This is a genomic window from Mycolicibacterium agri (genome assembly GCF_002553505.1).
GTDB lineage: Bacteria > Actinomycetota > Actinomycetes > Mycobacteriales > Mycobacteriaceae > Mycobacterium > Mycobacterium agri.
Genome location: NZ_PDCP01000017.1, coordinates 18,416 through 43,821 on the forward strand (window position 1 = coordinate 18,416; position 25,406 = coordinate 43,821).

A 25,406-nucleotide genomic window follows, 5' to 3' on the forward strand; every position below is an offset into this window, starting at 1 on the left:
AACCGTGCGTTGAGGGCCCCCGCCGCTACCCTTAGGGCGTGTCCCACGACGCGCCGGCGAACAGCGCCCGCCCGGAGGGAACGACCCGCGGCAAATACTGGTGGCTACGGTGGGTGGTCATCGGCGTCGCCGTCGTGGTGCTGACCGTCGAGGTGACGCTCGTCTGGGATCAATTGGCCAAAGCGTTCAACAGCCTTTACGCCGCAAAATGGCTATGGGTGCTGGCCGCGCTGATCGCGGCGCTGGCGTCGATGCACAGCTTCGCGCAGATCCAACGCACGCTACTGAAGTCGGCGGGCGTGGCGGTCAAGCAGTGGCGGTCGGAAGCCGCGTTCTACGCGGGCAACGCGTTGTCGACGACGATGCCCGGCGGCCCGGTGCTGTCGACCACCTTCCTCTACCGCCAGCAGCGGCTGTGGGGAGCCTCGCCGGTGGTGGCGTCGTGGCAGCTGGTGATGTCGGGGGTGCTGCAGGCGGTGGGCCTTGCGCTGCTCGGCCTCGGCGGTGCGTTTCTGCTCGGCGCCTCGAAAAACCCTCTGTCGCTTATCTTTACACTCGGCGGTTTCGTCGCGCTGCTGCTGCTGGCCCAAGCCGTGGCGTCGCGGCCCGACCTGATCGACGGCATCGGGATCAAGGTGCTGTCGTGGGTCAACTCGGTGCGCGGCAAACCGGCCGACACCGGCGTTGACAAGTGGCGGGAACACCTTCAGCAACTCGAGGCGGTCAGCCTCGGCCGCCGCGATCTGTCGGTGGCGTTCAGCTGGTCGTTGTTCAACTGGGTCGCCGACGTGGCATGCCTGGCCTTCGCCGCCTACGCCGCTGGCGGCAGGCCCTCGCTGGCCGGGCTGACCGTCGCCTACGCCGCCGCTCGGGCGGTCGGCACGATACCGCTGATGCCCGACGGGTTGCTGGTGGTCGAGGCGGTGTTGGTGCCCGGCCTGGTCACCAGCGGCATGGCGCTGGCGACGGCGATCTCCGCGATGCTGATCTACCGGCTGATCAGCTGGATCTTCATAGCCGCGATCGGCTGGGTGGTGTTCTTCTTCATGTTCCGCACGGAGAAAGACGTCGATCCCGATGCGCCCGTCGTGAGAGGCGAACTGTGAACCGAAACACCGCTTTAGCTGCGATCGCCGACATCCTCGGCGTGCTGGTGTTCTCCGTCGTGGGCAGGCGCAGCCACGACGAGGGGCTGACCGTGGCGGGCGTCGCGCAGACCGCGTGGCCGTTCCTGGTCGGCGCTGCGGTGGGCTGGCTGCTGGCGCGGGCCTGGCGCCGACCGACCGCCGTCGCACCGACGGGCCTGGTGGTGTGGCTGTGCACGGTCGCGGTCGGAATGCTGTTGCGCAAGGCGACTTCCGCCGGTGTCGCCGTGGCGTTCATCATCGTGGCGTCCGCGGCGACGGCGGTGATGTTGCTCGGCTGGCGGGTGACTGTCGCGGCCCTTCGCCGCGCCGATCACCGCTGAGCGGTCGAATCCCTTTGAGGCTCAGGCGCAGTAGAAACCGTCAGGGTGGCCCGCAGCCCGCCCATCGGGCTGTCCGACAGCACGATGGTGCCGCCGTGCAGCGCCGCCTGCTGCGCCACCAGCGCCAGGCCGAGCCCCGATCCGCCCGGTGTGGCGGTGCTGCCGCGGGTGAACCGGCCAAGCACGCTCTTGTGTTCCTCGGCTGGCAGACCGCGCCCGTCGTCGTCGACGGTGATCGTGATCGAATGCGGTAACCGGTGTGCCGCCAACACAATTCGGGTCGCCTGCCCGTGGGTGACGGCGTTGCGGACCAGGTTGTCGACGGCCAACCGCAGCCCGCTCGGCCAGCCCCAGATGGTGCCGAGGCTGTCGTCGGCCTCCACCAGGATCGCCACCGACCCGGCCGTGCGCATGTTCTCCCGCGCCACCCGGTCGAGCAGGTCGGTGACGTCGATAATTTCGCGGTCCTCGGCCTGCGCGAGCTCACCGGAGGCGAGTTGGCCGAGCGCGGTGATGGTGGCTTCGACGCGGCGCTGCGCGCGCGACAGGTCGTTGACCACCTCGGCCCGCTCCTCGGCGGGCAGGTCGTGAATGCGCAACGTGTCCAGGTCGGCACGCATCGCGGTCAGCGGTGTGCGCAGTTCGTGGGCGGCGTTGGCAGCGAAATCCTGCGCCGCCTGAAGTGAATTCGTGGTGGCCTGCTGCGCGGCGGCGAGCCGTTCGAGCATGCCCGTCATCGCCTCCGACAGTTCCTCGGCCTCGCGCACCCCGCGCACCTCGGGCATCTCCTCGGTGCCCTTGCCGAGCCTGCGGGTGTGTTCGGTCAGCCTGCGCAGCGGCCGAATCGCGGGCCCGGACAGCAGCCAGCCGACACCCGCGGCAATCAACACCGTCACCAGACCGACGGCGACGTAGAACGGTATGCGGGCCCGGCTCAACAAGATGCTGTCGGCGCGGATGCCGATCGAAACCAGGATGCCGCCTTGCTGTTCCACCGGGATGGTGCGCACCCGGTACTCGACGCCATTGACTTCGACGTCGGCCGTGCCTGGCGGCAGCTGCGGCAACTGCAGCCCGCGTTGAAAGATCACCTGGCCGGTGTTCTTCATCCGGCCGGTCGTCAGGACTTCGCGCCCCGGGTCCGACATCTGGTCGGGGTACATGCTGGCGTCGACGATGGAGTCCAGCCGCAGATCCAGTTGCTGCGCATCGTTATTCGCCAGCACCAGCGAGGTGAGGATGGTGAACACCGCGACGACGGCGGCGGCCGCGGTGGCGGCGGCCAACGCCACCCTGGTGCGCAGCGAGGCAGAGCGAACCAAACGTCTCCGGCGCACTCACCGCTCGCTTCGGATGCTCGACGCCACTACTTCTCGTCTACGTCTCGTCTGTCTCGTCTAGGTCTCGTCCCGCAGCACGTAACCGATGCCGCGCACGGTGTGGATCACCCTCGGCAGCCCGTCGCGTTCGAGCTTGCGGCGCAGATAGCTGATGAACACGTCGGCGACGTTGGTGTCCACGTCGAAGTCGTAACCCCAGACCAGTTCCAGCAGTCGCTGGCGGCTCAGCACCACACCGGCATTCTCGGCGAGCACCGCGAGCAAGTCGAATTCACGCTTGGTCAGATCGACACGCTCACCGTCGACGAACACCAACCGGCGGGCGGTGTCGATGGTCAGCGGTCCCACCGTCATCGTGTCCGACGCTTGCGCGGACTGGCTGGCGCGCCGCAGCAGGGCGTGCAGCCGAGCCACCAACTCGCCGAGGTCGAACGGCTTGGTCAGATAGTCGTCGGCGCCGGCCTCCAGGCCCGCGATCCGGTCGTTGACGGTGTCGCGTGCCGACAGCACGCAGATCGGTATGTCATTTCCCAATGCGCGCAGCGCAGTCACCACCGCGACGCCGTCGAGTTCCGGCATCTGCACATCCAGAACCAGGGCGTCGTGTTTCTCGCTTGCCAGGAGCCGCAGGGCCTCTTTTCCGGTTGCCGCGACCCGGACGTCGAAACCTGAATGCCGCAGTCCGCGGGCCACAGATGTCCGAACGTCCGGGTCGTCGTCGACCATGAGCACCATTCGCCCGGTGCTCTCCTGCGCGGGCGGCTCTTCTCCGACCCGCACCCGAATTATGTGTCTGCGATGCCGTCGCCGTTGGTGTCGCCGCAGCGATTCTTGATGTCCACCAGCGGCTGACGGATGGCGCCGAGCTCGGCCCTCACCTGCGGATTGGCATTCAGATAGTTCTCGACCTCAACGCGGACCTCGTCGCGGTTCTTACCCTCAAGACTGGTGAAGAAGTAGTTCACGTCGGGGTGCGTGAACAGATACGCCGATGTCGAGGCGGAGACACCGGAGGCCACACCGGCCAGATCGGCGGCGGTGCAGTTGGGTGGCTCGGCCATCGCCGCTGGCGAAGCCGCGAACAGCAACGCGCCAGTGAGCGCACCGGTACCTACCGCGCCAGCTACCGCACGCCGCGCCGTACGGGCAGAGAGCAACATTGACAGGCTCCTTCTGAAATGTGTTGTGGCAGTAACCATGGGAGTTACAGACACCGAAAAGCTAAGCAGAATCGGTGCTGACTTTCCTGCCTTGTGTATAAACGCGTCTCAGAAAGTTGCAAACACGCAGTTCAGAGCGGGTAACAAATCGGCAACGCGGCGCTCCTAGCTACCGTGTGCGCGGCACCGCCGGACCCGGCAACGGGCCAGTTCCCTCGACGACCGCCGAGGCTGGCGACGACTGCGCCGGCAAAGCGCTGCCGGGAACGCCGACGGTCTGTGCGCCGGGCAGCGATCCTGGCAAATCCGTCGGCACGCCGCCGCCCTGCTGGGCGCCCTGCAGCACACCCAGGATCTGCGGCACGGTGACCGGAAGCTTGCACCGGCCGGACAGATCGGTCAGCGGCCGCTGCAACTGCTGCATGTCCTTCGCCACCTGCGGATTGGCGTCGAAATAGGCCTTCAGCGCGGCCAGTGACTGCGGGCCGCCCTGCTGCTGCGAGATCATCGTCAGCGCCGTGTTGGTCTCAGGGTGCGAATCGAGGTAATAGCCCGTCGACGTGGCCACCGACCCGACGGTCTTGGCGACGGTGCTGGCGGCGCACGGATCCGGCGCCGCTGTTGCTGACGGCTGCGACGGCACAGTCACCGCAGCGATCGCTGCACCACCGGCGGCGCAGACAGCGAACGCGGCAAACAGGCCGCGGCGGACGGTCTCACGGGTCGGTGTCATCGAAAACTCCTTAAGATTTGCGGGCACCGCAGTGTCTCGGGTGTCTCGCAAACGGCTGCGGCGTTCGGCGACCGGGCCCCCGCGCCATAGCGGCCAAGTCGACATAATGCCATCGCCACTACACTTGGGCCAATCCAGCAACGGGTCCGCATTTCACAAGAGCCGGAAAAGGCTGTTTAAGGCCTTAATTAGGCCGCATCGCGCCAGCACACGCTGGTATATCCTCACGGCACGTAACGCGAGCCGGGGAGAAAGCGGGACAGACATCCAGCAGTTCATGATGCGCTTGAGCAGTAGCCTGCGCAGATTCCGCTGGGCGGTGTTCGCGGTGTGGCTACTCCTATTACTGCCTGCGGTGTACCTGGGAGCGACCCATTCGGGTCACCTCACCGGAGGCGGGTTCGAAGTTGCCGGCTCACAGTCTCTCTATGTTCAGGAAGAGCTGGAAAAGCAGTTCCCCGAACAGGGCGCCTCACCCCTTGCGCTGGTCGCGGCGCCGCGGGCGGACGCGTCGTACGCCGACATGGACGCAGCGGTAGCGCACCTCGAGAAGATTGCCAGCGAGGTGCCCAGCGTGGAGGTGGTGCCCAACCCGCAGCAGCCGCCGCCCCAGCCCGACCGCCCCTACGTCGTGACGCTGCAGCTGGGGTTCGACAACACCGGCGCGGTCGACGTCGCCAAGCAGCTGCGGCAGAAGGTCGGCATCAACGGCGACCAGCCGGGTGAGGTCGCCGACGGCAAAGTCAAGCTCTACGTGATCGGGCAGGGCGCGCTCGGCGCCGCCGCCACCGCCGCGACCAAGCACGACATCGCGCAGGCCGAGCAGTGGAACCTGCCGATCGTGCTGATCGTGCTGCTGGCCGTGTTCGGGTCGCTTGCCGCCGCCGCCATGCCGCTGGTGCTGGGCATCTGCACGGTCGCGGTCACCATGGGCGTGGTCTACCTGCTGTCGATGTACACCACGATGTCGGTGTTCGTGACGTCGACGGTGTCGATGTTCGGCATCGCGTTGGCCATCGACTATTCACTCTTCATTCTCATGCGGTTCCGAGAGGAACTGCGCGCCGGACGCGAACCGCAGGACGCCGCCGACGCCGCGATGGGCACGTCGGGCCTTGCGGTGGTGCTGTCCGGGTTGACGGTGATCGCGTCGCTGACCGGCATCTACCTGATCAATACGCCCGTGCTGGTGTCGATGGCCACGGGCGCGATCCTGGCGGTGGCAGTCGCGGTGCTCACGTCGACGACGTTGACGCCCGCGGTGCTGGCGACGTGCGGGCGGGCCGCGGCGAAACGATCCTGGCTGCTGCACTGGTCGCGGCGCCCGGAGACCACCCAGTCGCGGTTCTGGACCCGGTGGACCGGGTCGGTGATGCGCCGGCCGTGGCTGTCGGCGCTGGCCGCCACCCTGTTGTTGCTCACGCTGGCCGCGCCCGCGTTCTCGATGGTGCTCGGCAACAGCATGCAGCGGCAGTTCGACCCGACCCACGAGATCCGCGGTGGCGTCAACGCCGCGGCGGACGCGCTCGGCCCCGGCGCGCTCGGCCCGGTCCGGGTGCTGGTGACGTTCCCCGACGGCAGCGCTGCGTCGGCGCCGACGAAGGAACCGCTGTTGCAGCAGGTGCAGCAGCGGATGGCGCAGGCGCCCAACGTCGTCAACGTGCAGCCTGCGGTGTTCGGCAACGACTACCGCAGCGCCCTGCTGTCGGCGGTGCTGTCGGTGGATCCGGAGGACATGGCCGCACGCGAGTCCGTCGACTGGATGCGCGAGCAGCTACCGCCGGTGGTCGGCGACGAGGCCAGGGTCGACGTCGGCGGCCCGACCGCGCTGATCAAGGACTTCGACGACCGGGTGTCGAAGACCCAGCCCTCAGTGTTCGGCTTCGTCGCGCTGATCGCGTTCGTGATGCTGCTGGTGTCGATCCGGTCGGTGGTGTTGGCGCTCAAGGGCGTCTTGATGACGGTGCTGTCGGTGGCCGCCGCCTACGGCAGCCTCGTCGTCGTCTTCCAATGGGGCTGGCTGGAGGTGCTGGGCTTCAGGTCCATCTCCTCGCTGGACAGCACGATCCCGCCGCTGGTGCTGGCGATGACGTTCGGGCTGTCGATGGACTACGAGATCTTCCTGCTGACCCGCATCCGCGAACGGTTCGTGCAGACGGGCAACACCCGCGACGCCGTCGCCTACGGCGTCAGCACCAGCGCGCGCACCATCACCAGCGCGGCGCTGATCATGATCGCGGTGTTCGTCGGGTTCGCGTTCGCAGGCATGCCGCTTGTCGCGCAGCTCGGTGTCGCATGCGCGGTCGCGATCGCCGTCGACGCCACCGTGGTGCGATTGGTTCTGGTGCCCGCGCTGATGGCGATGTTCGACCGCTGGAACTGGTGGCTGCCGCGCTGGCTGGACCGCATCCTGCCGTCGGTGGACTTCGAGAAGCCGTTGCCGAAGGCCGACATCGGCGACCTGGTCATCATTCCCGACGACATCTCCACGATGGCCGCGTCCGGCATCGACATCCGCCACGTGGTGAAGTCGGCGGCCAAGCTGAAGTCGCTGGCGCCCAACACAATTACCGTCGCCGACCCGTTGGCGTTCAGCGGGTGCCTGCCGCCCAAGGCCGCCAAGGCCGTGGCGGGGACCAAGACGGTCAACGGCCACCGACACACCAACGGCCATTCGAGAGGTCACTCGAACGGGCACCCGAACGGCCACACCAACGGCAACGGCGCCACCAACGGCAAGACGGTGAAGATCAAGCACGGCCCGCGTCCCGTGCATCCCGTCACGATGTGGCGCGGCCGGTTGTCGGTGGCGCTGGATGCGCTGGAAACCGCGGCCGAAACCGAGCGGCCGCCGGTCGAACGCAACAGCCCGATGGAGACGACGAACGTCCAGTTGCCCACCGGCGACCGGCTGCAGATTCCGACCGGTGCGGAGACGCTGCGGCTGAAGAGCTACCTCATCATGTGCCGCAACAGCACGAAAGACTTTGCCGAGTTTGCCGATTTGGTCGAGTCGATGGAAACTCAAACAGCCGCTTTGGTACTGGCCGGTATGGATCGGTACTACTGTGGTGAGCCATCCAGGAAGCAGTGGGTGGCCACGCAACTGGTGCGCCGGCTGGCCGATCCGCATCCGTCGGACGAGTTCGACATCCCGATGTCGGGCCCCGATGCGGAGGCGGAATGGGCCAAAGTGCGGCAACGCTGTCTGTCGGTTGCGGTCGCGATGCTGGAGGAGGCGAGGTGACACTGTCGGTGGACGCACGCCGCGAGGCGGTTACCGCTCGCATCCCGTCGGCGAGGGCGGGAGCCGCTTCGGCGAATGCGCCGAGCACGTCGAACACATCGAGCGCATCGAGTGCTTCGAGACGCAGGCCGCAACGGCCCGCGGTCGAAAACAAGCCGGTGGAGTTCTGGCCGACGGCGGCCATCCGCGACGCCCTGGAGACCGACGACCTGACGGTGTGGCAGCGCATCGCCGCCGCCATCAAACGCGATCCGTACGGACGCACCGCCCGCCAGGTCGAAGAGGTGCTGGAATCGACCCGGCCGTATGGAGTTTCGAAAGCATTGTCTGAAGTGTTGAGCCGTAGCCGTGAGAACCTCGAAGCCAACGAACGCGCCGAAGTCGCGCGCCTGATCAGGGCGCTGCTCGGCCGGTCGGGACTCAAACCGCAGGAGTTCGCGTCGCGCATCGGCGTTTCCGGCGAGGAGTTCGCCCACTATCTGGAGGCCAGGACCAGCCCGCCTGCATCGCTGATGGTGCGGATGAGCAGGCTGTCGGACCGCTTCGCGAAGATGAAGGCACAACGCGCCAACGGCGGCCGCTGACTCAAGGGCTTTAGACCCACTCGACGGACCGACATCGAAGCGCGGGTATACCGGTAGTCATGGACGCCGACATCGCCCGCATACTCCGTGAGACCCGCACCGTCGCGATCGTCGGCGCATCCGCCAACCGCGCCCGCCCCGTCTACGACGTGTGGCGCTACCTCGAGCGGGCCAGCGACTACGAGCTGTACCTGGTCAATCCCACCATCACCGAGGTCGACGGCACGCCCACCTATCCGAATCTGTCCGCGCTTCCGGTGGTGCCCGACCTGGTGGACGTCTTCCGACGCCAGGAGTTTCTCCGCGATGTGCTCGACGACGCCGTACGCGTCGGCGCGAAGACGCTGTGGCTGCAGTCGGGCCTGTGGGATCCGGCGATCGCGCGCGACGGCGAGGCGGCAGGCCTGCAGGTGGTGATGGACCGGTGCCTGAAGGTCGAGCACGCCCGCCTGCTCAGCGTGAGTTGATCGGCCGCACGTCGTCGACCAGCCACCGGTCGCCGTCCTTCGACAGCGTGATGCGCAGCGCCAGCACCGCCACGTCGGGCGGCTTGCCCGGCACGTTCTGCGTTCCCTGCATGATCACCGCGACACTGGCGTCGCGGGGACCGATCGCCTCGACACCCGCCGAGATGGTCTCCGCGTGAGCCGTGACGTTCTTCTTCGTCAATTCCTTTGCGATGGCTGAGAATTCGTCGCGGTAGCGCTGCGCCCGGTCCGGCGCCATCGCCTCCGTCGCCCGGTCGATGGCCGCAGTCGGGCTGGCCGGGGTGAACGTGGCGCTGGCTTCGGCCACGCTGCTGGCGATGCCGACCACTTCGGCGCTGTCGGCGCGCAGGGCGCGGTCCGGCACCGTCCACCGGGTGTAACCGACCGCGACGGCGGCGACCAACGCGGCTGTGGCCACGCCGACGACCGCCAGCCGCAGTCCCGGCCCGTCGTCGTCGGTGCCGACCGTGACCCCGTCACGCCGGGCCAGCAGGAAGTTGACGATGACGCCCTCGACGATCAGCAGGCACAGGATCGACGCCACCGACACCCACCACAGCGGCCAGGCCAACGCGACGCCGATGTAGAGAATTGCGGCGATCGCCGCGAGCGGGGCCGCGACGTCGAACGCCAGCACCCGCAGGCGGTTCCTCATCGCAGCTGCTCCAGCCGCGAGATGAGCAGCTTGCCGTCGACGTCGGACACGTCAAGGCGCATGGTCCAGCGCAGTGTCTTGGGCTCGCCGCCGACGTTGTCGGTGATCGACGTCGCCACCACCATCACGGTGTCGGTGCGCCGCACCAACTCACCGAGCCCGGGCGGCGGGCCCGGCTCGGGTGCGGGGCTGCCGTCGGGCCGGTTCCGCGGCGGGTGGTAAATCGACTCGATCGCGACCGAGTCGACCTGGCCCCTTGTCCGCGACTGCAGCGTCTCGACGACCTTCTTGTACGGCTCGAGCGCCGCCTCGAACTCCGTGTTGAGCTCGCCGACCGTGCCATCGTGCAGTTTCTGCAGGCTGGCGTCGATGTCGTCCTTGTTCATGTTGATCAGCACGGTGGTCCAGTCCGCGGCGGTCTTGAGCACCTCGGTCTGGTAGCGCCGTTCGGCGGCGTCGGCACGGTGGTCCGACCAGATGATCAACCCCAGCACGATCGCGGCCACCGACAGCAGCCCGAGCGCGGCCGAGGCCACCCCGAAGGCCGAGAAGACGCGGCCGTCGGCTTCGACGGCGCCGTCGTCGGCGCGCTGGTCGTCGGGCATGGCCGTGAGGGTACCGAAGCAGTTCTGGCAGTCTGGTGGGGTGACCGTTGAAGCACTTCGTTCCGGCATCGACCTGAGCTACGTCGACGAGAAGACCCGCCCGCAAGACGACCTGTTCGGCCATGTGAACGGCCGCTGGTTGGCCGAGTACAAGATTCCGCCCGACCGCGCCACCGACGGCGCGTTCCGGTCGCTGCACGACCGCGCCGAGGAGCAGATCCGCGACCTGATCACCGAAGCCGCCGCGGCCAATGCCGAGAAGGGCACCGACCTGCAGCGCATCGGCGATCTGTATGCCAGTTTCATGGATGAGGCCACTGTCGAGCGCAAAGGCGTCGCCCCCCTGCTCGAGGAACTGGCCCTGATCGATGCGGCCGACACCACCGACGAGTTGGCCGCGGTGCTCGGCGGGCTGCAGCGCACCGGCGTCGGCGGCGGGGCCGGCGCCTACATCGACACCGACTCCAAGAACTCCAGCCGCTATCTGCTGCATCTCTCCCAGTCGGGGCTGGGGCTGCCCGACGAGTCGTACTACCGCGACGAGCAGCACGCCGACATCCTGACCGCCTATCCCCGCCACATCGCGAAGATGTTCGGGCTCGTCTACGGCGAGGAGCCGCAGCCCGGCGAGTGGCAGGCCACCGCGGAACGGATCGTGGCGCTGGAGGCCAAACTGGCGTCGGCGCACTGGGACGTGGTCAAGCGCCGCGACGCCGACCTGACCTACAACCTGCGCAAGTTCGCCGACCTGCCCGACGAGGCGCCAGGCTTCGACTGGGCCGGCTGGGTCACCGCTTTGGGTACGACCCCGGAGGTGGCCGCGGAACTCGTTGTGCGGCAACCGGATTACCTGAGTGCGTTTGCTGCGCTGTGGTCCAGCGAGGATCTCGAGGACTGGAAGCGCTGGGCACGCTGGCGGCTGATCCACGCCAGGGCGTTCCTGCTGACCGACGCGATCGTCGCCGAGGATTTCGACTTCTACGGCCGCACCCTCAGCGGCACCGAGGCGATCAGGGAGCGGTGGAAGCGCGGGGTCTCGGTGGTGGAAAACCTGATGGGCGACGCGCTCGGAAAGCTCTACGTCGAGCGGTATTTCCCGCCAGAGGCCAAGGCGCGGATGGACGGGTTGGTGGCCAACCTGCGCGAGGCCTACCGGGTCAGCATCAACCAGTTGGAGTGGATGACGCCGCAGACACGGCAGCGCGCGCTGGCCAAGCTGGACAAGTTCACCGCCAAGATCGGCTATCCCGCGAAGTGGCGGGACTATTCGAAGCTGGTCATCGAGCGCGACGATCTGTACGGCAACTACCGCCGCGGCGCCGCGGTGTCGTCCGAGCGTGAGCTGGCCAAGCTCGGCGGGCCGGTCGACCGCGACGAGTGGTTCATGACGCCGCAGACGGTCAACGCCTACTACAACCCCGGCATGAACGAAATCGTCTTCCCGGCAGCGATTCTGCAGCCGCCGTTCTTCGACGCCGAAGCCGACGACGCCGCCAACTACGGCGGCATCGGCGCGGTGATCGGCCACGAGATCGGCCACGGGTTCGACGACCAGGGTGCCAAGTACGACGGCGACGGCAACCTGGTCGACTGGTGGACCGACGAGGACCGTGCCGAATTCGGCGCCCGCACCAAGGCGCTCATCGAGCAGTACGACGCGTACGTGCCACGCGCCCTGAGCAATGGCCACCACGTAAACGGCGCCTTCACCGTCGGCGAGAACATCGGCGACCTCGGCGGGCTGTCCATTGCGCTGCTGGCCTATCAGCTGTCGCTGAAGGGCAAGCCCGCGCCGGTGATCGACGGGCTGACGGGCGTGCAGCGCGTGTTCTTCGGCTGGGCGCAGGTGTGGCGCACGAAATCGCGTGAGGCCGAGGCGATCCGCAGGCTCGCGATCGACCCGCACTCGCCGCCCGAGTTCCGCTGCAACGGTGTGATCCGCAACATCGACGCGTTCTACGAGGCGTTCGACGTGCGCGAGGACGACGCGCTGTATTTGGAGCCGCAGCGGCGGGTCAGGATCTGGAACTGACGTCGAGCTTGCCCTCCCCCGCCTGGTAGAACGGGCGCGTCGTCAAGACGTAGATGCCGAACACCGCCAGCGGCGCCACCAGTGGCAGCCACGGCACCTCGAACGGGAACGACGCGGCGAGCACACCGACGAAGGTGAACCCAAGCGCGGCAAGCAAGGCCGACGACGACGCACCGAGCGAGCGGACCGAACCGGTCTCGGTGTAGCGCAGCACCAGATAGCACGCCGCCGACAGACCCGCCAGCCCGGCCAGCATCGGCGGTGCATCACCGACGGCCACGGCGGTGGCGGCCGCCAGCACCGCCACCGTCGCCGCCAGGCGGAACGCGATGCCCACCACGACCGCGAACGCACCGAGCATCGCCGCGGCCAATGCCAGTCCCTGCGTTTGCAATCCAGCCGCGGCCGCCATCATCAACCCGAACGCGGTCGAGGCCAGGTGGAAGGTCGCCAACGTCCGCGACATCACCGACATCACCGCCGTGTCCTCAGCGGCCGCCGACGCTCGGGGATCAACCGCATCGCCTCGTCGAGGGTGTGCTCCGACGGCCAGGACACGATGTCGACCCCGATCGTGCCCATGTCGCGGTACATGAACGCCCTTTGCATGGACCACATGCGGGTGAACAACGGATCCTTGTCCGCGGCGAACGGCGCGCCCTCCAGAACGTCCACGGCGACGACGGTGTGGCCGCGCTTGCGCAGATCGATCAGCGACAGCGCGAATTCGGTGTCGAGCATCGTCGAGAACGCCACGACGATGGCGCCGGGCGGCAGCGCAGCCCGTGGTGCCAATGTGCCTGTGCTGGTTTCGAATCCGGAGCCGGCGCCGAGAACGGTGTCGAGTACGCGGTAGAACTGCCGTCGCCCGATGTCGGCGCCGAGCCAGCGGGGCCGGCCGTCGCCGAGCGTGACGACCCCGGCGCGGTCTCCGCTGCGCAGCGCGCTCTGCACCACTTGCACGGCGCCGCGCAGCGCACGCTCGGTCGCCACCGTCGCCGGGCCAGGTGGCTGCGGGTAGGTGTCGACAAGCACGACCACGTCGGCGGCGCGGTCGGTCAGCCGCTGAGTGATGTGCAGGCTGCCGCGGCGTGCGCTCACCGACCAGTTGATCGTGCGGAGTTGATCGCCGGGGATGTAGGGCCGGATGTCGGCGTACTCGACTCCCGGGCCGATGTGGCGGGTCAGGTGCGTGCCAAGCCGGTCGAGCAGCTCGGTCTTCGGGATCGGTGTGGATTGCGGTGGCGCCAAAGGAAATACGAAGATGTCGGCGGCGTCGACGGTCGCCGTTCCCGCCAGCAGGCCGCCGGGTGCGACGACCGCAACATGCACGCGGATCGGGTAGCGACCCCACCGTTCGGCGCCTCCGGTGACGGTGTAGCGGCCGTCGGCGCGCGCGGCGTCGAGTTGCATGCCGGGCACACCGGTGACGGTCAGTGTGACGGAGACGTCGGTGGGCTCGGCGCTCGCCCACACGCTCACCTGGGTCTGCTCACCCTCGAAGCAGCGCTGCAGCCCCGGTTCGGCGTGTACGAACACCTTGGGTACCGTCCGCTGCCAGCTGATCGAGCACAGCACGCCGAGCAGCGGCGCGACGAATGCGATCAGCTGCCAGCGTGAGCCGACCAGCGCGACGACAAGCACCACACCCGCGCACGTCGCCACTGCCCGCGCCAACGGCGATGCGCGCCAACGCAATTGCGGCTCGGTTCGGCGGGTGTCGATCATGGCTTGGCCCGCGGCACCGGCAGCCGTCGCAGCAGCTCCTCGACGATGTCGGCGCCGTGCACGCGACGCACCCACATCTCCGGCTTCAGACTGATCCGGTGCGCCATGGTCGGCACGGCAAGCGATTTCACGTCCTCGGGGATCACGTAGTCGCGGCCCAGCAGCAGCGCGCGGGCCCGGGCGTGCTGAACGAGGTCGAGCTCGGCACGCGGGCTGGCGCCGACGGCCACCTGTGGGTGCTGGCGCGTCGCGTTGGCCAGCGCCACGACGTAGGCCAGCACGTCGTCGTGCACCGACACCTGTTCCACCGATTCGCGCATCGCAATCAAATCGTGGGCGTCGACGACCTGGTTCACCCGCGGCTCAACGGATCCGCGCTGGAGACGACGCCGCAGCATCGACGCCTCCTCCTGCTCGGACAGGTAGCGCAGTTCCAGCCTGATCGCGAAGCGATCCAGCTGGGCCTCGGGCAGCGGGTAGGTGCCCTCGTACTCGATCGGGTTGTCGGTGGCGAGCACGATGAACGGGGCGGGCAGTCGGTGGGTGACGCCGTCGATGCTCACCTGGCCCTCGGCCATGGCCTCGAGCAGCGCCGCCTGTGTCTTAGGCGGCGTGCGGTTGATCTCGTCGGCCAGCAGCAGGTTGGTGAAGATCGGGCCCTGCCGGAATTCAAAACGGCCGGACTGCATGTCGTAGACCGTCGAGCCGAGCAGGTCAGCGGGCAGCAGGTCCGGCGTGAACTGCACGCGGGTGAACTCCAGGCCGAGCGCCGAGGCGAACGAGCGCGCGATCAGCGTCTTACCCAACCCGGGCAGGTCCTCGATCAGCACGTGGCCGCGCGCCAGCACCGAGGTCAGGATCAGCGTCAGCGCCCACCGCTTGCCGACCACCACCTTCTGGATCTCGTCGAGCACGGCTTCGCAGTTGGCGGTGGTGGTGGCCGCCGGCAGCGTCGGTCCCGTCATACCTGCTCCAACCGTCGAAGGATTTCGGCGAGCGCCACCCGGCCCGGACCGGGCACGTCTTTGTCTGTGCGCGCGACGTTTTCGGGATCCACCCACGCCCACAGTTCGTCGCCAAACAGCATGCGCCCGGTGGCGCGGTACCCGTCAGGGTTCTTGTTCTGCTTCTGCCCGGTCGCGATGCCGAACTGCCGCGCGAGCATCGGGCGCAGGTGTCGATCCCAGTCGGCGCGGGTGGACTCCGACCACGAGATCAGCGTCTCGGTGCGAGACAGCCAGCGCCGCAACGACTCCTCGGCGCTGTTGGTGCTGTGTTCGGGCGGCTCGGGTATGTTCACCGAGCTCAGATACCAGCGCAGTGCGAGCAGCGACGCGGCCACGGCGATGCCGGCCATCACCAACACGCGTCTGCGGTCGGGCATCATCATCGCCAGCAGCTGCACCCCGATCACCAGGCACAGCCCCGCCGCGACAAGCTTTCTCATGGTCATGCCATGCTCCGGAGTTCGGCGAGCACGAGCCGCAGAATCTGCACCGCGCTTTCGCGATGTGCCTCGGTCATCACGTGCGCGCTGAACCGCGCCTCTTCGAACAACTCGACGAGCTGTGTCGCGCTGTCGGCGCGCAGCGCGTGATGTTCGACCGCGCGGGCAAGCACCTCCGACGGCGTATCCGATTCGCGCGGAACGACATCGGGTGAATTCGCCAGCTCGCGCTCCATCGCCGCGTAGCACGCGATGATGGCCTCGCGCGGTTCACGGCTCAGGTCTCCGGCCTCCGCGAGGCCGACCTCGGCGGCCCGCGCGAGCGGATCGGGGCCGCCCTGCGGGGTCGGGGGTCGGTAGTCGTCGAGCGGCGCCGTGGGCACCGGCCTGCGTCGCCTGCTCCCGGCGATCGCGGCGGTGACGAAGGCCAGCATCGTCAGCAGCACCGTCGCACCGGCGAGGATCGAGAACATGTTCGACGACGGCTGCGGTTGGCCGGGCTCGCGGCCCGACGGCTGCGGCGCGCCCGGGGTGGGCGTGGCGGAATCCGGCGGCGGCGACTCGAGCCCTGTCGGTGTGTTCAACCGCGCCAGAAGGGCCACCAGCAGCAGCCACGCCAGCACCACCGCGACCGCGATGAGCACCATCCGCCATGTCAGCGGGCGCGACTGCCCGGGTATCGAGCGGCGGGGTTCACCCGAACCGGACGGTACGGGTCCGCTGCGCGCCTGGGTGACGATCGCGATCGCGATGATCGCCAGCGACACGATCAGCATCGCGGCGACGACGAACAGGCTGCCGCAGCCGCTGGTCGGCCTGTCTTGCGGGGGCGGCTGCGCGCCAGGAATGTAGCCGTGCAGCGCGGCGGCGGCCACGATCAAGAGCACGATCACGGCGACGACGCGCGGCCGATGGGCCATAGCCCATCCTGGTCGCGGTCAGGTCACGGCCGCAACTAAATCTGCCAGTCCTGGGCGCCGTCGTTCTGGGTGTAGGTGCCCTTCGAGTTCTTGACGACGACGGGATCGCCGCTGCCGAAGTTGTCGTAGAACCACTTCGCATTGGCCGGGCTGAGGTTGATGCAGCCGTGGCTGACGTTGCGCTTGCCCTGGTCACCCACCGACCACGGGGCGCTGTGCACGAAGATGCCGCTGTTGTCGATGCGGACGGCGTTCTGCACCTTCAGCTTGTAGCCCTCGGGCGAGTCGTTCGGCACGCCGTAGGTGGCGGAATCCATCACGATGTCGGCGAACTTCTCCAGCACGTAGTAGGTGCCGTTCTTGGTTTCGTGCTTGCCGTCGGGCTTGCCCATCGACACCGGGAACGTCTTTTCGACCTCGCCGTTGCGGGTGATGGTCATCTGGTGGGTCTTGTCGTCGATGGTGGCGATCAGCTCCTCACCGACGCGGAAGCTGGACTTGGTGCCGCCCGCGTCGATGTTGACGACGGTGTCCTTGGGCCAGAACTCCAGCGGCCGCCACCGCACCTGGGTGTCGCTCATCCAATAGAACTTGCCGGCCACCGGCGGCTCCGACGAGATGTGGATGGCCTGCTCGGCCAGAGGGCGATTGGCGATGGGCCGTTGGAAGTTGATGACGATCGGCTTGGCGACGCCGACTACAGCGCCGTTGACCGGGTTGAACGACGGCGGCAGGAACACCGGTTCGCCGGTGTAGGGCGTCGGGTTCTGACCCGCCGGGGTGCCTTCCGGAATGGTCGTCGGCTGCGCGGCGCCCAGGGGGTCGGTCGCAGGCGGCGCGAACGGATCGGCAGGCGGCGGCGGAGCGAGCGGGTTAACCGGTGGAGCGGCCGGGTCGGCAGGCGGCGGCACCGCCAGCGGATCGACCGGCGGAGGCGGAACCGCTGGGCCTGGCGGCGGGGCGACGGCCGCGGCGGGGTCGACGGGCGCTTCCGGAGCGGGCGCCTCTGCCGCGGGCACCGGGCCGGGTAGCGGACCGATCGGTGCCGGGCCCGGGTCTCCCTCCGGATCCGCCGACGCCAGTGGGCCGTTGAACGCCAAGCCACCGATGATCGTCACCGCAATGGTCGCGGTGACCAGCCTCCGCATCTTGCGCTGCGGCATGCGACACCTCCAGTCAAAGCTTCGTCCAGTCTCGCACAGCGCAGTGGCCGGCTAACGGCTTTGAAACCGCTTAGAGCCCGGACGCCCGTCAGGCCTGAGGCCCTGAGCTGCAGTGTTCATCGTCAGCGGAGGTGCGATGTTACTTCCTGCTGGTTACCTGGAGGAAGTGCGAACAGGCCGCGACCCGCCATTACGCCGCACAGGGCAACGACCATCAACGCCGTGGACGCGCCGACCATTCCGGCCAGGCCGGCATGTTCATACAGCAGCCCCCCGATCAGCGAACCGGCCATGATGCCGACCTGAAACGCCGTCACGTAGAGACCGGACGCACCGTCGGGGTCGTCGGCGGCGGTGCGCATCGCTGCCGACTGAAGCATCGGCGGCAGCGCTGTCGACGCCGCTCCCCACAGCACGACCGCCGCCGCGCCGAGCGCGATCGTCACGGCGTCGGGTTGCTCGCCCCAGGCCAGTGCTGTCAGCACCGCGAACACGACGGCCAACACGGTCAGGCAGCCGATGACCGAGGCGTTGGGCCTGCGGTCCAGCGGGCGCGCCATCGCCGCCATGCCGAGCAGGCCTGCGATTCCGAAGCCGGCCAGCAGCCACGCCAGGTCCGGGCCACGCACGCCGACCACGTCGCGGATGATCACGACGATGAAGGTGTAGGAGACGAAGTGGCCGGTGACGCCGACGAGCGTCAGCGCGCTGATCGTCACCAGTCTGCTGTTGCGGTGGTGCCGTCGACGACGGCCTGCGGTGTCGGTGTCGGCCGGCGGCAAATCCATCGGCGGCAGTGTCAGCCGGGCCGCCACGGTGACGACCACCGCCGCGACCGTGACGGCGACGACGGCCTGCCGCCAGCCCCACAGCTGACTCATCGCCGCGGTCAACGGGTTTCCGACCACGAGGGCCAGCGCCGTGCCGAGATAGACCGCGGTGGTGGCGCGGCCGGTGTGCGACGCGGGCACCAGCCGCGCGCCGATGGGGGCGATCACCGACCACATCAGCCCGTGCGTCACCGCACACAGCACGCGGCCACCTGCCAGCACCGCGAAGTTCGGCGCCATCGCCGAAATCAGCTGTGACACAACCAAACAGGCCAATGTGAGCAGCAATGCGCGGCGGCGCGGCCAGTGCGCGGTGAGCCGCACCAACGGCACCGTCGTCGCCGCCGCGACCAGCGCATAGGCGGCCAGCAGGGTGCCGACCATGGCCTCGCTGACCCGCAGGTCGGCCGCGATGTCGGGCAGCGCGCCCACCGGGACCATCTCCGCGGTGACGTAGACGAACGCGGCCGCCGCCAACACCGCCAGCTGTAGGGCGATGCGCGGCGTCCATGCCCGGCCGGGCACTATGGCGATGTCGGCGGTCATAACCTGGGTACATCACGGTATCGGTGATGACCCGCACACAAGGAAAGGCTCGCGATGGTTGCAGTCCCCGAAGGATACGAATCGCTGCTGGAGCGCCCGAACTTCGGTCATCTCGCCACGGTGAGACCCGACGGCACCCCTCAGGTGAACCCGATGTGGTTCGACTGGGACGGTGAACGGCTGCGGTTCACGCACACCACCAAGCGGCAGAAGTACCGCAATTTCGAGGCCAACCCGAACGTGGCGATGTCGATCATCGACCCGGACAACCCCTACCGCTACCTCGAGGTCCGCGGCGTGGTCGAGGAGATCGTGCCCGACCCGACCGGTGAGTTCTACCTGAAGCTCAACGACCGCTACAGCGGCCCGCTGACCGAACCGCCACCCGACAAGGCCGACCGCGTGATCATCGTCGTGCGCCCGACCGGGTTCACGAAACAGTGATCGTCGCATTCAGTGTGAGCCCGTCCGGCGGCGACGAATCCGGCAGCGTCGGCGCCGCGGTGGCCGAGGCCGTGCGGGTGGTCCGCGAGTCCGGGCTGCCGAACGAGACCAACGCCATGTTCACCAACATCGAGGGCGAGTGGGACGAGGTGATGGCCGTCGTCAAACGGGCCGTCGACGCCGTGGCGGCCGTCTCGCCGCGGGTCAGCCTGGTGCTCAAGGCCGACATCCGGCCCGGCTACACCGGGCAGCTCAAGGCCAAGGTCGAGCGGATCGAACGGGAACTCGGGTAGGCGCGGCTAGGGCCGCGGCGGCTGAGACCAAAAGTCATGCCAAGGCGAGGAACAGCTTCTCCAGTTCCGCCTCAGTCATCGGGTTGTCCGCACCCGCCTGATCGCCGGCCACGCACTCCCGTAACCCCGTAGCGACAATCTTGAAGCCGGCACGGTCGAGTGCGCGGGACACCGCAGCGAGCTGCGTGACGACGTCCTTGCATTCGCGTCCCTGCTCGATCATCGAAATCACTCCGGCAAGTTGGCCCTGAGCGCGCCGAAGGCGGTTGAGAACCGCATCGATGGCTTCCTGGTCTCCGACCACTGTCGTTTCCTTCCTGATCAATTGCACGCCATCGTACCCCCCGGGGTATAGGTCTTCTCCGGACCGACATTGCGAGGCAGATACCCCCGGGGGTACAGTACAAGTATACCTCCGGGGGTATCTGAGGGAGATGCCCTGGCCAGCGGATAAGGAGCCGAGATGATTCTCGAGCAGTACTACATCGAGTGCCTTTCGCATGCGTCGTATCTGATCGGCGATGAGACCACTGGACGCGCGGTCGTGGTTGATCCCCGTCGCGACATCACCGAATACCTCCTCGACGCGCGCAAGTACGGCCTGACGATCGAAGGGGTCATCAACACCCACTTTCACGCGGACTTCGTCTCCGGCCACCTGGAACTGGTCGACGCCACCGGCGCCTGGATCGGATTCGGCGAGGCCGCCGAGACGGACTACCCGATCCGCAGGCTCGCCGACGGTGAGCACCTGCCCCTCGGCCTGGTCGACCTCGAGATCATGTCCACCCCGGGCCACACCTGGGAATCCATCAGCGTGCTGGTTCGTGAGCAGCCCGACGCTGAACCGGTGGCCGTGCTGACCGGCGACTCCTTGTTCATCGGGGATGTCGGCCGCCCAGACCTCGTCAACATCGGCGAGAGCTCGACCACTGATCTCGCCAGGGCGATGTTCCACACGATCCACGACAAGTTGATGACGTTGCCGGACACCGTGAAGGTCATGCCCGCGCACGGCGCCGGATCGTCCTGCGGCAAGAACCTTTCGACGGAACTGACGTCCACCATCGGCGCGCAGCGGTCGAGTAACCCGTCGGTTCAGCCGATGAGCGAAGACGCCTTCGTCGAAATGATCACCAGCGGGCAGCCCGCCGCGCCGGCCTACTTCTCGTCCGACGCTGCGATGAACAAGCGGGTGCACCCACTGCTGCGCGAAGACCGCGCCGTGCCCGAGATGACACCGGGGCAGATCCGCGCCGCCCTCCAGGCCGGTGTAGCCGTGATCGACGCACGGACCGTGAACGATTTCGCTGCCTGCCACTTGCGTGGATCGGTCAATGTGGGCTTCGACGGCCGGTTTGCCGAAACCAGCGGCATGGTCGCCGATATCGGCGAGCAGATCGCCCTGATCACCTACCCCGGGGAGGAGCAGGCGGCCGCACTCCGGCTGGCGAGAATCGGCTCGGACAACGCCGTCGGATACCTGAACGTCGGCGACGACGGGCGGTTCCCTGTGGAACTGGCCGATCTCGTGCAGACCGCACCTCGCACGACGGTGCCCGAATTGGAGAAGCAGCTGAGCGAGGATGCGGTGGCACTCATCGACGTTCGCAATCCGGGCGAACGCGAAAGCGGCGTCATTCCCGCCGCGATGCACATCCCGCTCGCGCAGTTGCGGGCGCGGATGAGCGAGGTCCCCACCGACAAGCCGATCGTCGTCCACTGCGCGGGCGGATGGCGATCCAGCGTGGCCGCATCGTTGTTGCGTGTCAACGGCTTTACGCAGGTATCCGATCTGATCGGCGGCTACCACGCCTGGGCCGATGCCCACGCCGCAGTATGACCGGGAAAACGGCGACGAGAAGCCGCGGGTTCTGGAATCGTCACAGGGGGAGAAAACGCATGGACGTCTCGATCATCGAAACATCCGGTCTCGGCGACCGCAGCTATCTCATTTCCCGCGACGGCATCGCCGTCGTGATCGACCCGCAACGCGACATCGACCGGGTGCTGACACTGGCCGAGAGCCGGGCAGCCCGGATCACCCACGTGCTCGAGACGCACCTGCACAACGACTACGTCAGTGGCGGACTGGAGCTCTCGCGCACCGTCGGCGCCGACTACGTGGTGCCCGCCGGCGACGACGTCGGCTATCCCCGGCGCGCGGCAGTAGACGGTGATGTCATCGACGCCGGGCCGATGAGGTTGGAGGTGCTGCACACCCCCGGCCACACCCCCCACCACGTCAGCTATGTGCTGCGCGACGATGCCGGCGCAATTCACGGCGTCTTCACCGGCGGCTCAATGCTGTTCGGCACGACTGGACGCACCGACCTGATTTCGGCGCAGGACACCGAAGCACTGACGCACGCGCAGTTCCACTCGGTCCGCATGCTCGCAGACCGTCTTCCCCCTGAGACGCCCGTCTATCCAACCCACGGGTTCGGCAGCTTCTGCTCCGCCACACCGGCTTCCGGCGACGCGTCCACGATTGGCGAACAGCGACGTTCGAACCCGGCACTGACCAAGGACGAGCAGAGCTTTGTCGACGAACTGCTGGCCGGGCTGTCGGCTTACCCCGCCTACTACGCACACATGGGGGTGATCAATCGCGAGGGGCCGGCACCGGTGGACCTGACGCCACCGGAACCGGTCGATCCCGACGAACTGCGGCGCCGGATCGAAGCCGGTGAATGGGTGGTCGATTTGCGGAACCGGACGGCATTCGCCGCAGGGCATTTGCGCGGCACGTTGGGTTTCGAGCTGTCCGATTCGTTCGTCGCCTACTTCGGCTGGCTCTACCCCTGGGGCGCACCGTTGACGCTGATCGGTGACTCACCGGAGCAGATAGCCGACGGCAGACGGGAGTTGGTGCGGATCGGGGTTGATCGGCTGATCGGTGCGGCCAGCGGAGACATCGACGATATGCGCGCCGGGTCCCCCCTGGGCAGTTACCCGACCGCCGACTTCGCTCGCCTGGCCGAGCAGCGCAAGACGGCGACGGTTGCGGTGCTCGACGTGCGTCAACGCAAGGAATACGACGAGGCCCACATTCCAGAAGCCGCCAACATCCCACTGCATGAGTTGCCTGCGCGGCTCGCCGACGTGCCTGCAGGCCCAATCTGGGTGCATTGCGGGTCGGGTTACCGGGCTTCGATCGCCGCCTCGTTCCTCGACCGCGCGGGACATGACGTCGTGTTGATCGACGACCTCTTCGACCAGGCGAGGAAACTGGGCATCACGTCGAGTCGTTAAGACCGGACCAGGCGCGCGATCGCCGCAGACGCCTCGGCCAGCTTGGCGTCGGCGTCCTCGCCGCCCTGGGCGACGGCCTGGCTCACGCAGTGGCCGAGATGCTCGTCGAGCAGATTGAGCGCCACCGACTGCAATGCGCTGTTCACGGCGCTGATCTGGGTGAGGACGTCGATGCAGTATTTGTCCTCGTCGATCATCTTGGCGATGCCACGAACCTGCCCCTCGATGCGGCGCAGCCGTTTCGCATAGTTGTCCTTGTTGGACGTGTAGCCGTGTGAGGCGGTCATAACGCCAGTCTACGGTACCCCGAGGGGGTATGCATATTGGTTTGTCCCGCGCCAAACCACGAGGGCATACTGACACCCATGCCCTCAGATTCCGGTTCCATCGACATCAAACCCCGCAGCCGCGACGTCACCGACGGCCTCGAGAAGGCCGCCGCCAGGGGAATGCTCCGGGCGGTAGGCATGGAGGACGACGACTTCGCCAAACCACAGATCGGCGTGGGGTCGTCGTGGAACGAGATCACGCCGTGCAACCTGTCGCTGGACCGGCTGGCCAAGGCCGTCAAGGACGGTGTGCACTCCGCCGGTGGCTATCCGATGGAGTTCGGCACCATCTCGGTCTCCGACGGCATCTCCATGGGCCATGAAGGCATGCACTTCTCGCTGGTGAGCCGTGAGATCATCGCCGACAGCGTGGAGACCGTCATGCAGGCCGAGCGCCTCGACGGGTCGGTGCTGCTGGCCGGCTGCGACAAGTCGCTGCCCGGCATGTTGATGGCCGCCGCCCGGCTCGACCTCGCCAGCGTGTTCCTCTACGCCGGCTCGATCCTGCCCGGCAAGGCCAAGCTGTCCGACGGCTCCGAGATGGACGTCACGATCATCGACGCGTTCGAGGCGGTCGGCGCCTGTGCGCGCGGCCTGATGTCGCGTGAGGACGTCGACGCGATCGAACGCGCGATCTGCCCCGGCGAGGGCGCCTGCGGCGGCATGTACACCGCCAACACCATGGCGTCGGCGGCCGAGGCACTGGGCATGTCGCTGCCCGGGAGCGCGGCGCCGCCTGCGACCGATCGGCGCCGCGACGGGTTCGCCCGCCGCAGCGGCCAAGCCGTCGTCGAGCTGCTGCGCCGCGGCATCACCACCCGCGACATCCTCACCAAAGAGGCGTTCGAGAACGCGATCTCGGTGGTGATGGCGTTCGGCGGCTCCACCAACGCGGTGCTGCATCTGCTGGCCATCGCGCACGAAGCCAACGTCAAGCTGACCCTCGACGACTTCACCCGCATCGGCCAGAAGGTGCCTCACCTGGCGGACGTGAAGCCGTTCGGCAAGCACGTGATGTTCGACGTCGACCACATCGGCGGTGTGCCCGTTGTGATGAAGGCGCTGCTGGATGCCGGGCTGCTGCACGGTGATTGCCTCACCGTGACCGGAGAGACGATGGCGCAGAACCTGGCCCACATCGCGCCGCCGGATCCCGACGGCAAGGTGTTGCGGGCGCTGAACAACCCGATCCACCCGACCGGCGGCATCACGATCCTGCACGGCTCGTTGGCCCCGGAGGGCGCCGTGGTGAAGTCGGCAGGCTTCGACAACGACGTGTTCGAAGGCACCGCAAGGGTTTTCGAGCGGGAACGGGCCGCGCTGGATGCTCTCGAGGACGGCACGATCACCAAGGGCGATGTCGTCGTCATCCGCTACGAAGGCCCCAAGGGTGGGCCGGGCATGCGCGAGATGCTCGCCATCACCGGCGCGATCAAGGGCGCCGGGCTCGGCAAGGACGTCCTGCTGATGACCGACGGCCGATTCTCCGGGGGCACCACCGGGCTGTGCGTCGGCCACATCGCACCCGAGGCCGTCGACGGCGGACCGATCGCGTTCGTGCGCGACGGTGACCGCGTGCGCCTCGATGTCGCCAAGGGCACCCTCGACGTGCTCGTCGACCCGGACGAATTCGAAGCCCGCAAAGAGGGTTTCGAGCCGTTGCCGCCCGTGTACAAGACCGGCGTGCTGTCGAAGTACACCAAGCTCGTCGGCTCGGCGGCCATCGGGGCGGTCTGCACCTAGGTCCGACCGAAGGGCCAGAGTCGGCGGCTAGGTCACCATCCTGTCGATGCGCCGCAGGGCGATCGCCAACACCGGCAGGTAAGCCGGCGCCCACCACGGCGCCGACATGCTCGCCCGGCAACCCGTGCCGTCGGGTTCGACGGCGTGCGCGGTCGCGGGCACCCCGGCCACCGACCACGCCCACCGCCGTCCCGGCTCGAACTCGGTGATCGTGAACGGCAGCGGAACGCCGACGGGCGTGATGACCCGTCCCGTCGCACCGAGGTGGAGCGCGTCGCCGTCCACCTCACCTCCCGCGACCGTCGGTCCCCACCGCGGCCAGGCCTCGGTGTCGACGAGGACCTGCCACACGGCGTCGGCGGGCGCTTCGATGTGTCTGCTGACGGTGAGCATGGC

Annotated in this window: 27 protein-coding genes; 11 read left to right on the plus strand and 16 right to left on the minus strand. The window is 67.8% G+C overall.

The features are described from left to right. Positions 1-38 precede the first annotated feature (38 nt). Together CQY20_RS11635 and CQY20_RS11640 are read left to right on the plus strand one after the other, a co-directional pair. Complete coding sequence (locus CQY20_RS11635) at positions 39-1,106, plus strand: lysylphosphatidylglycerol synthase transmembrane domain-containing protein (RefSeq protein WP_097940238.1); 1,068 nt, start codon at positions 39-41, stop codon at positions 1,104-1,106. Continuing rightward, positions 1,103-1,468 carry a DUF3054 domain-containing protein gene (locus CQY20_RS11640; RefSeq protein WP_097940239.1) on the plus strand — a complete coding sequence of 122 codons (366 nt, stop codon included), beginning with the start codon at positions 1,103-1,105 and terminating at the stop codon, positions 1,466-1,468. The genes CQY20_RS11635 and CQY20_RS11640 overlap by 4 nt, the downstream gene beginning before the upstream one ends. Here CQY20_RS11640 and CQY20_RS11645 read toward each other — a convergent pair. The 4 genes from CQY20_RS11645 to CQY20_RS11660 form a co-directional block, all read right to left on the minus strand. Continuing rightward, positions 1,459-2,805, minus strand: a complete 1,347-nt coding sequence (locus CQY20_RS11645; protein WP_097940240.1) for a HAMP domain-containing sensor histidine kinase — start codon at positions 2,803-2,805, stop codon at positions 1,459-1,461. The two genes, CQY20_RS11640 and CQY20_RS11645, sit on opposite strands and share 10 nt — an antisense overlap. Before the next feature lie 60 nt (positions 2,806-2,865). Further along, positions 2,866-3,543, minus strand: a complete 678-nt coding sequence (locus CQY20_RS11650) for a response regulator transcription factor (RefSeq protein WP_165789254.1) — start codon at positions 3,541-3,543, stop codon at positions 2,866-2,868. 50 nt (positions 3,544-3,593) lie between these two features. Beyond that, on the minus strand, positions 3,594-3,968 hold the full coding sequence (locus CQY20_RS11655; RefSeq protein ID WP_097940242.1) for a heme-binding protein: 375 nt from the start codon (positions 3,966-3,968) through the stop codon (positions 3,594-3,596). A 169-nt stretch (positions 3,969-4,137) separates the two neighbouring features. Continuing rightward, positions 4,138-4,701 (minus strand): hemophore, encoded by a 564-nt coding sequence (locus CQY20_RS11660; protein ID WP_097940243.1) that lies wholly within the window; start codon positions 4,699-4,701, stop codon positions 4,138-4,140. Between the two features lie 277 nt (positions 4,702-4,978). On the opposite strand from CQY20_RS11660, the gene CQY20_RS11665 reads away from it, so the two are divergent. Genes CQY20_RS11665 through CQY20_RS11675 form a run of 3 tightly spaced genes read left to right on the plus strand, consistent with a single transcriptional unit; the run spans position 4,979 to position 8,999 of the window. Beyond that, on the plus strand, positions 4,979-7,948 hold the full coding sequence (locus CQY20_RS11665; RefSeq protein ID WP_097940244.1) for an MMPL family transporter: 2,970 nt from the start codon (positions 4,979-4,981) through the stop codon (positions 7,946-7,948). Continuing rightward, positions 7,945-8,532 (plus strand): XRE family transcriptional regulator, encoded by a 588-nt coding sequence (locus CQY20_RS11670; RefSeq protein ID WP_234816208.1) that lies wholly within the window; start codon positions 7,945-7,947, stop codon positions 8,530-8,532. The genes CQY20_RS11665 and CQY20_RS11670 overlap by 4 nt, the downstream gene beginning before the upstream one ends. Positions 8,533-8,591: 59 nt before the next feature. Beyond that, the gene (locus CQY20_RS11675) at positions 8,592-8,999 is read left to right on the plus strand and encodes a CoA-binding protein (protein ID WP_097940246.1); all 408 of its coding nucleotides are present in this window, start codon (positions 8,592-8,594) and stop codon (positions 8,997-8,999) included. On the opposite strand, the gene CQY20_RS11680 is transcribed toward CQY20_RS11675, so the two are convergent. Continuing rightward, positions 8,986-9,675 carry a hypothetical protein gene (locus tag CQY20_RS11680; protein WP_097940247.1) on the minus strand — a complete coding sequence of 230 codons (690 nt, stop codon included), beginning with the start codon at positions 9,673-9,675 and terminating at the stop codon, positions 8,986-8,988. The two genes, CQY20_RS11675 and CQY20_RS11680, sit on opposite strands and share 14 nt — an antisense overlap. After that, complete coding sequence (locus tag CQY20_RS11685; RefSeq protein WP_097940248.1) at positions 9,672-10,280, minus strand: Rv1363c family protein; 609 nt, start codon at positions 10,278-10,280, stop codon at positions 9,672-9,674. The genes CQY20_RS11680 and CQY20_RS11685 overlap by 4 nt, the downstream gene beginning before the upstream one ends. A 40-nt stretch (positions 10,281-10,320) precedes the next feature. Between CQY20_RS11685 and CQY20_RS11690 the strand changes: the two genes are divergently transcribed. After that, positions 10,321-12,312 (plus strand): M13 family metallopeptidase, encoded by a 1,992-nt coding sequence (locus CQY20_RS11690; protein ID WP_272938806.1) that lies wholly within the window; start codon positions 10,321-10,323, stop codon positions 12,310-12,312. On the opposite strand, the gene CQY20_RS11695 is transcribed toward CQY20_RS11690, so the two are convergent. The 7 genes from CQY20_RS11695 to CQY20_RS11725 all read right to left on the minus strand — a co-directional run bounded on the left by CQY20_RS11695 (position 12,296) and on the right by CQY20_RS11725 (position 18,946). After that, positions 12,296-12,787, minus strand: coding sequence for a hypothetical protein (locus CQY20_RS11695; protein WP_234816210.1), 492 nt, complete (start codon positions 12,785-12,787; stop codon positions 12,296-12,298). The two genes, CQY20_RS11690 and CQY20_RS11695, sit on opposite strands and share 17 nt — an antisense overlap. Then, positions 12,787-14,040 carry a DUF58 domain-containing protein gene (locus CQY20_RS11700; protein WP_097940250.1) on the minus strand — a complete coding sequence of 418 codons (1,254 nt, stop codon included), beginning with the start codon at positions 14,038-14,040 and terminating at the stop codon, positions 12,787-12,789. The genes CQY20_RS11695 and CQY20_RS11700 overlap by 1 nt, the downstream gene beginning before the upstream one ends. Continuing rightward, on the minus strand, positions 14,037-15,005 hold the full coding sequence (locus CQY20_RS11705; protein WP_097940251.1) for an AAA family ATPase: 969 nt from the start codon (positions 15,003-15,005) through the stop codon (positions 14,037-14,039). Before CQY20_RS11705 ends, CQY20_RS11700 begins: the two co-directional genes overlap by 4 nt. Then, on the minus strand, positions 15,002-15,487 hold the full coding sequence (locus CQY20_RS11710) for a hypothetical protein (protein WP_097940252.1): 486 nt from the start codon (positions 15,485-15,487) through the stop codon (positions 15,002-15,004). The genes CQY20_RS11705 and CQY20_RS11710 overlap by 4 nt, the downstream gene beginning before the upstream one ends. Positions 15,488-15,489: 2 nt before the next feature. Beyond that, the gene (locus CQY20_RS11715; RefSeq protein ID WP_097940253.1) at positions 15,490-16,407 is read right to left on the minus strand and encodes a DUF4129 domain-containing protein; all 918 of its coding nucleotides are present in this window, start codon (positions 16,405-16,407) and stop codon (positions 15,490-15,492) included. A 35-nt stretch (positions 16,408-16,442) separates the two neighbouring features. Continuing rightward, positions 16,443-17,570, minus strand: coding sequence for a L,D-transpeptidase (locus tag CQY20_RS11720; protein WP_097940254.1), 1,128 nt, complete (start codon positions 17,568-17,570; stop codon positions 16,443-16,445). Between the two features lie 122 nt (positions 17,571-17,692). Next, positions 17,693-18,946 carry an MFS transporter gene (locus CQY20_RS11725; RefSeq protein WP_097940255.1) on the minus strand — a complete coding sequence of 418 codons (1,254 nt, stop codon included), beginning with the start codon at positions 18,944-18,946 and terminating at the stop codon, positions 17,693-17,695. Positions 18,947-19,000: 54 nt separating this feature from the next. Between CQY20_RS11725 and CQY20_RS11730 the strand changes: the two genes are divergently transcribed. Continuing rightward, positions 19,001-19,390, plus strand: a complete 390-nt coding sequence (locus tag CQY20_RS11730; RefSeq protein WP_097940256.1) for a PPOX class F420-dependent oxidoreductase — start codon at positions 19,001-19,003, stop codon at positions 19,388-19,390. Further along, positions 19,387-19,683 (plus strand): MTH1187 family thiamine-binding protein, encoded by a 297-nt coding sequence (locus CQY20_RS11735; RefSeq protein WP_097940257.1) that lies wholly within the window; start codon positions 19,387-19,389, stop codon positions 19,681-19,683. The genes CQY20_RS11730 and CQY20_RS11735 overlap by 4 nt, the downstream gene beginning before the upstream one ends. 34 nt (positions 19,684-19,717) lie before the next feature. On the opposite strand, the gene CQY20_RS11740 is transcribed toward CQY20_RS11735, so the two are convergent. Then, positions 19,718-19,987 carry a metal-sensitive transcriptional regulator gene (locus tag CQY20_RS11740; RefSeq protein ID WP_097940258.1) on the minus strand — a complete coding sequence of 90 codons (270 nt, stop codon included), beginning with the start codon at positions 19,985-19,987 and terminating at the stop codon, positions 19,718-19,720. A gap of 159 nt (positions 19,988-20,146) precedes the next feature. Here CQY20_RS11740 and CQY20_RS11745 point away from each other — a divergent pair, with 159 nt between their 5' ends. Together CQY20_RS11745 and CQY20_RS11750 are read left to right on the plus strand one after the other, a co-directional pair. Beyond that, a complete protein-coding gene (locus CQY20_RS11745) occupies positions 20,147-21,526 on the plus strand; it encodes an MBL fold metallo-hydrolase (protein WP_097940259.1) in 1,380 nt (459 codons plus the stop codon). Positions 21,527-21,585: 59 nt separating this feature from the next. Further along, positions 21,586-22,938, plus strand: coding sequence for an MBL fold metallo-hydrolase (locus CQY20_RS11750; protein ID WP_097940260.1), 1,353 nt, complete (start codon positions 21,586-21,588; stop codon positions 22,936-22,938). Here the strand turns inward: CQY20_RS11750 and ricR are convergent. Next, entirely contained in the window at positions 22,935-23,225 is a 291-nt protein-coding gene (gene ricR / locus CQY20_RS11755; RefSeq protein WP_097940261.1) for a copper-sensing transcriptional repressor RicR, read from the minus strand. The two genes, CQY20_RS11750 and ricR, sit on opposite strands and share 4 nt — an antisense overlap. A 78-nt stretch (positions 23,226-23,303) precedes the next feature. On the opposite strand from ricR, the gene ilvD reads away from it, so the two are divergent. Beyond that, positions 23,304-25,010: a dihydroxy-acid dehydratase gene (gene ilvD / locus CQY20_RS11760; protein ID WP_097940262.1), complete on the plus strand. Its 1,707-nt coding sequence runs from the start codon at positions 23,304-23,306 to the stop codon at positions 25,008-25,010. Positions 25,011-25,037: 27 nt separating this feature from the next. On the opposite strand, the gene CQY20_RS11765 is transcribed toward ilvD, so the two are convergent. Beyond that, a complete protein-coding gene (locus CQY20_RS11765) occupies positions 25,038-25,403 on the minus strand; it encodes an SRPBCC family protein (protein WP_097940263.1) in 366 nt (121 codons plus the stop codon). Positions 25,404-25,406 lie beyond the last annotated feature (3 nt).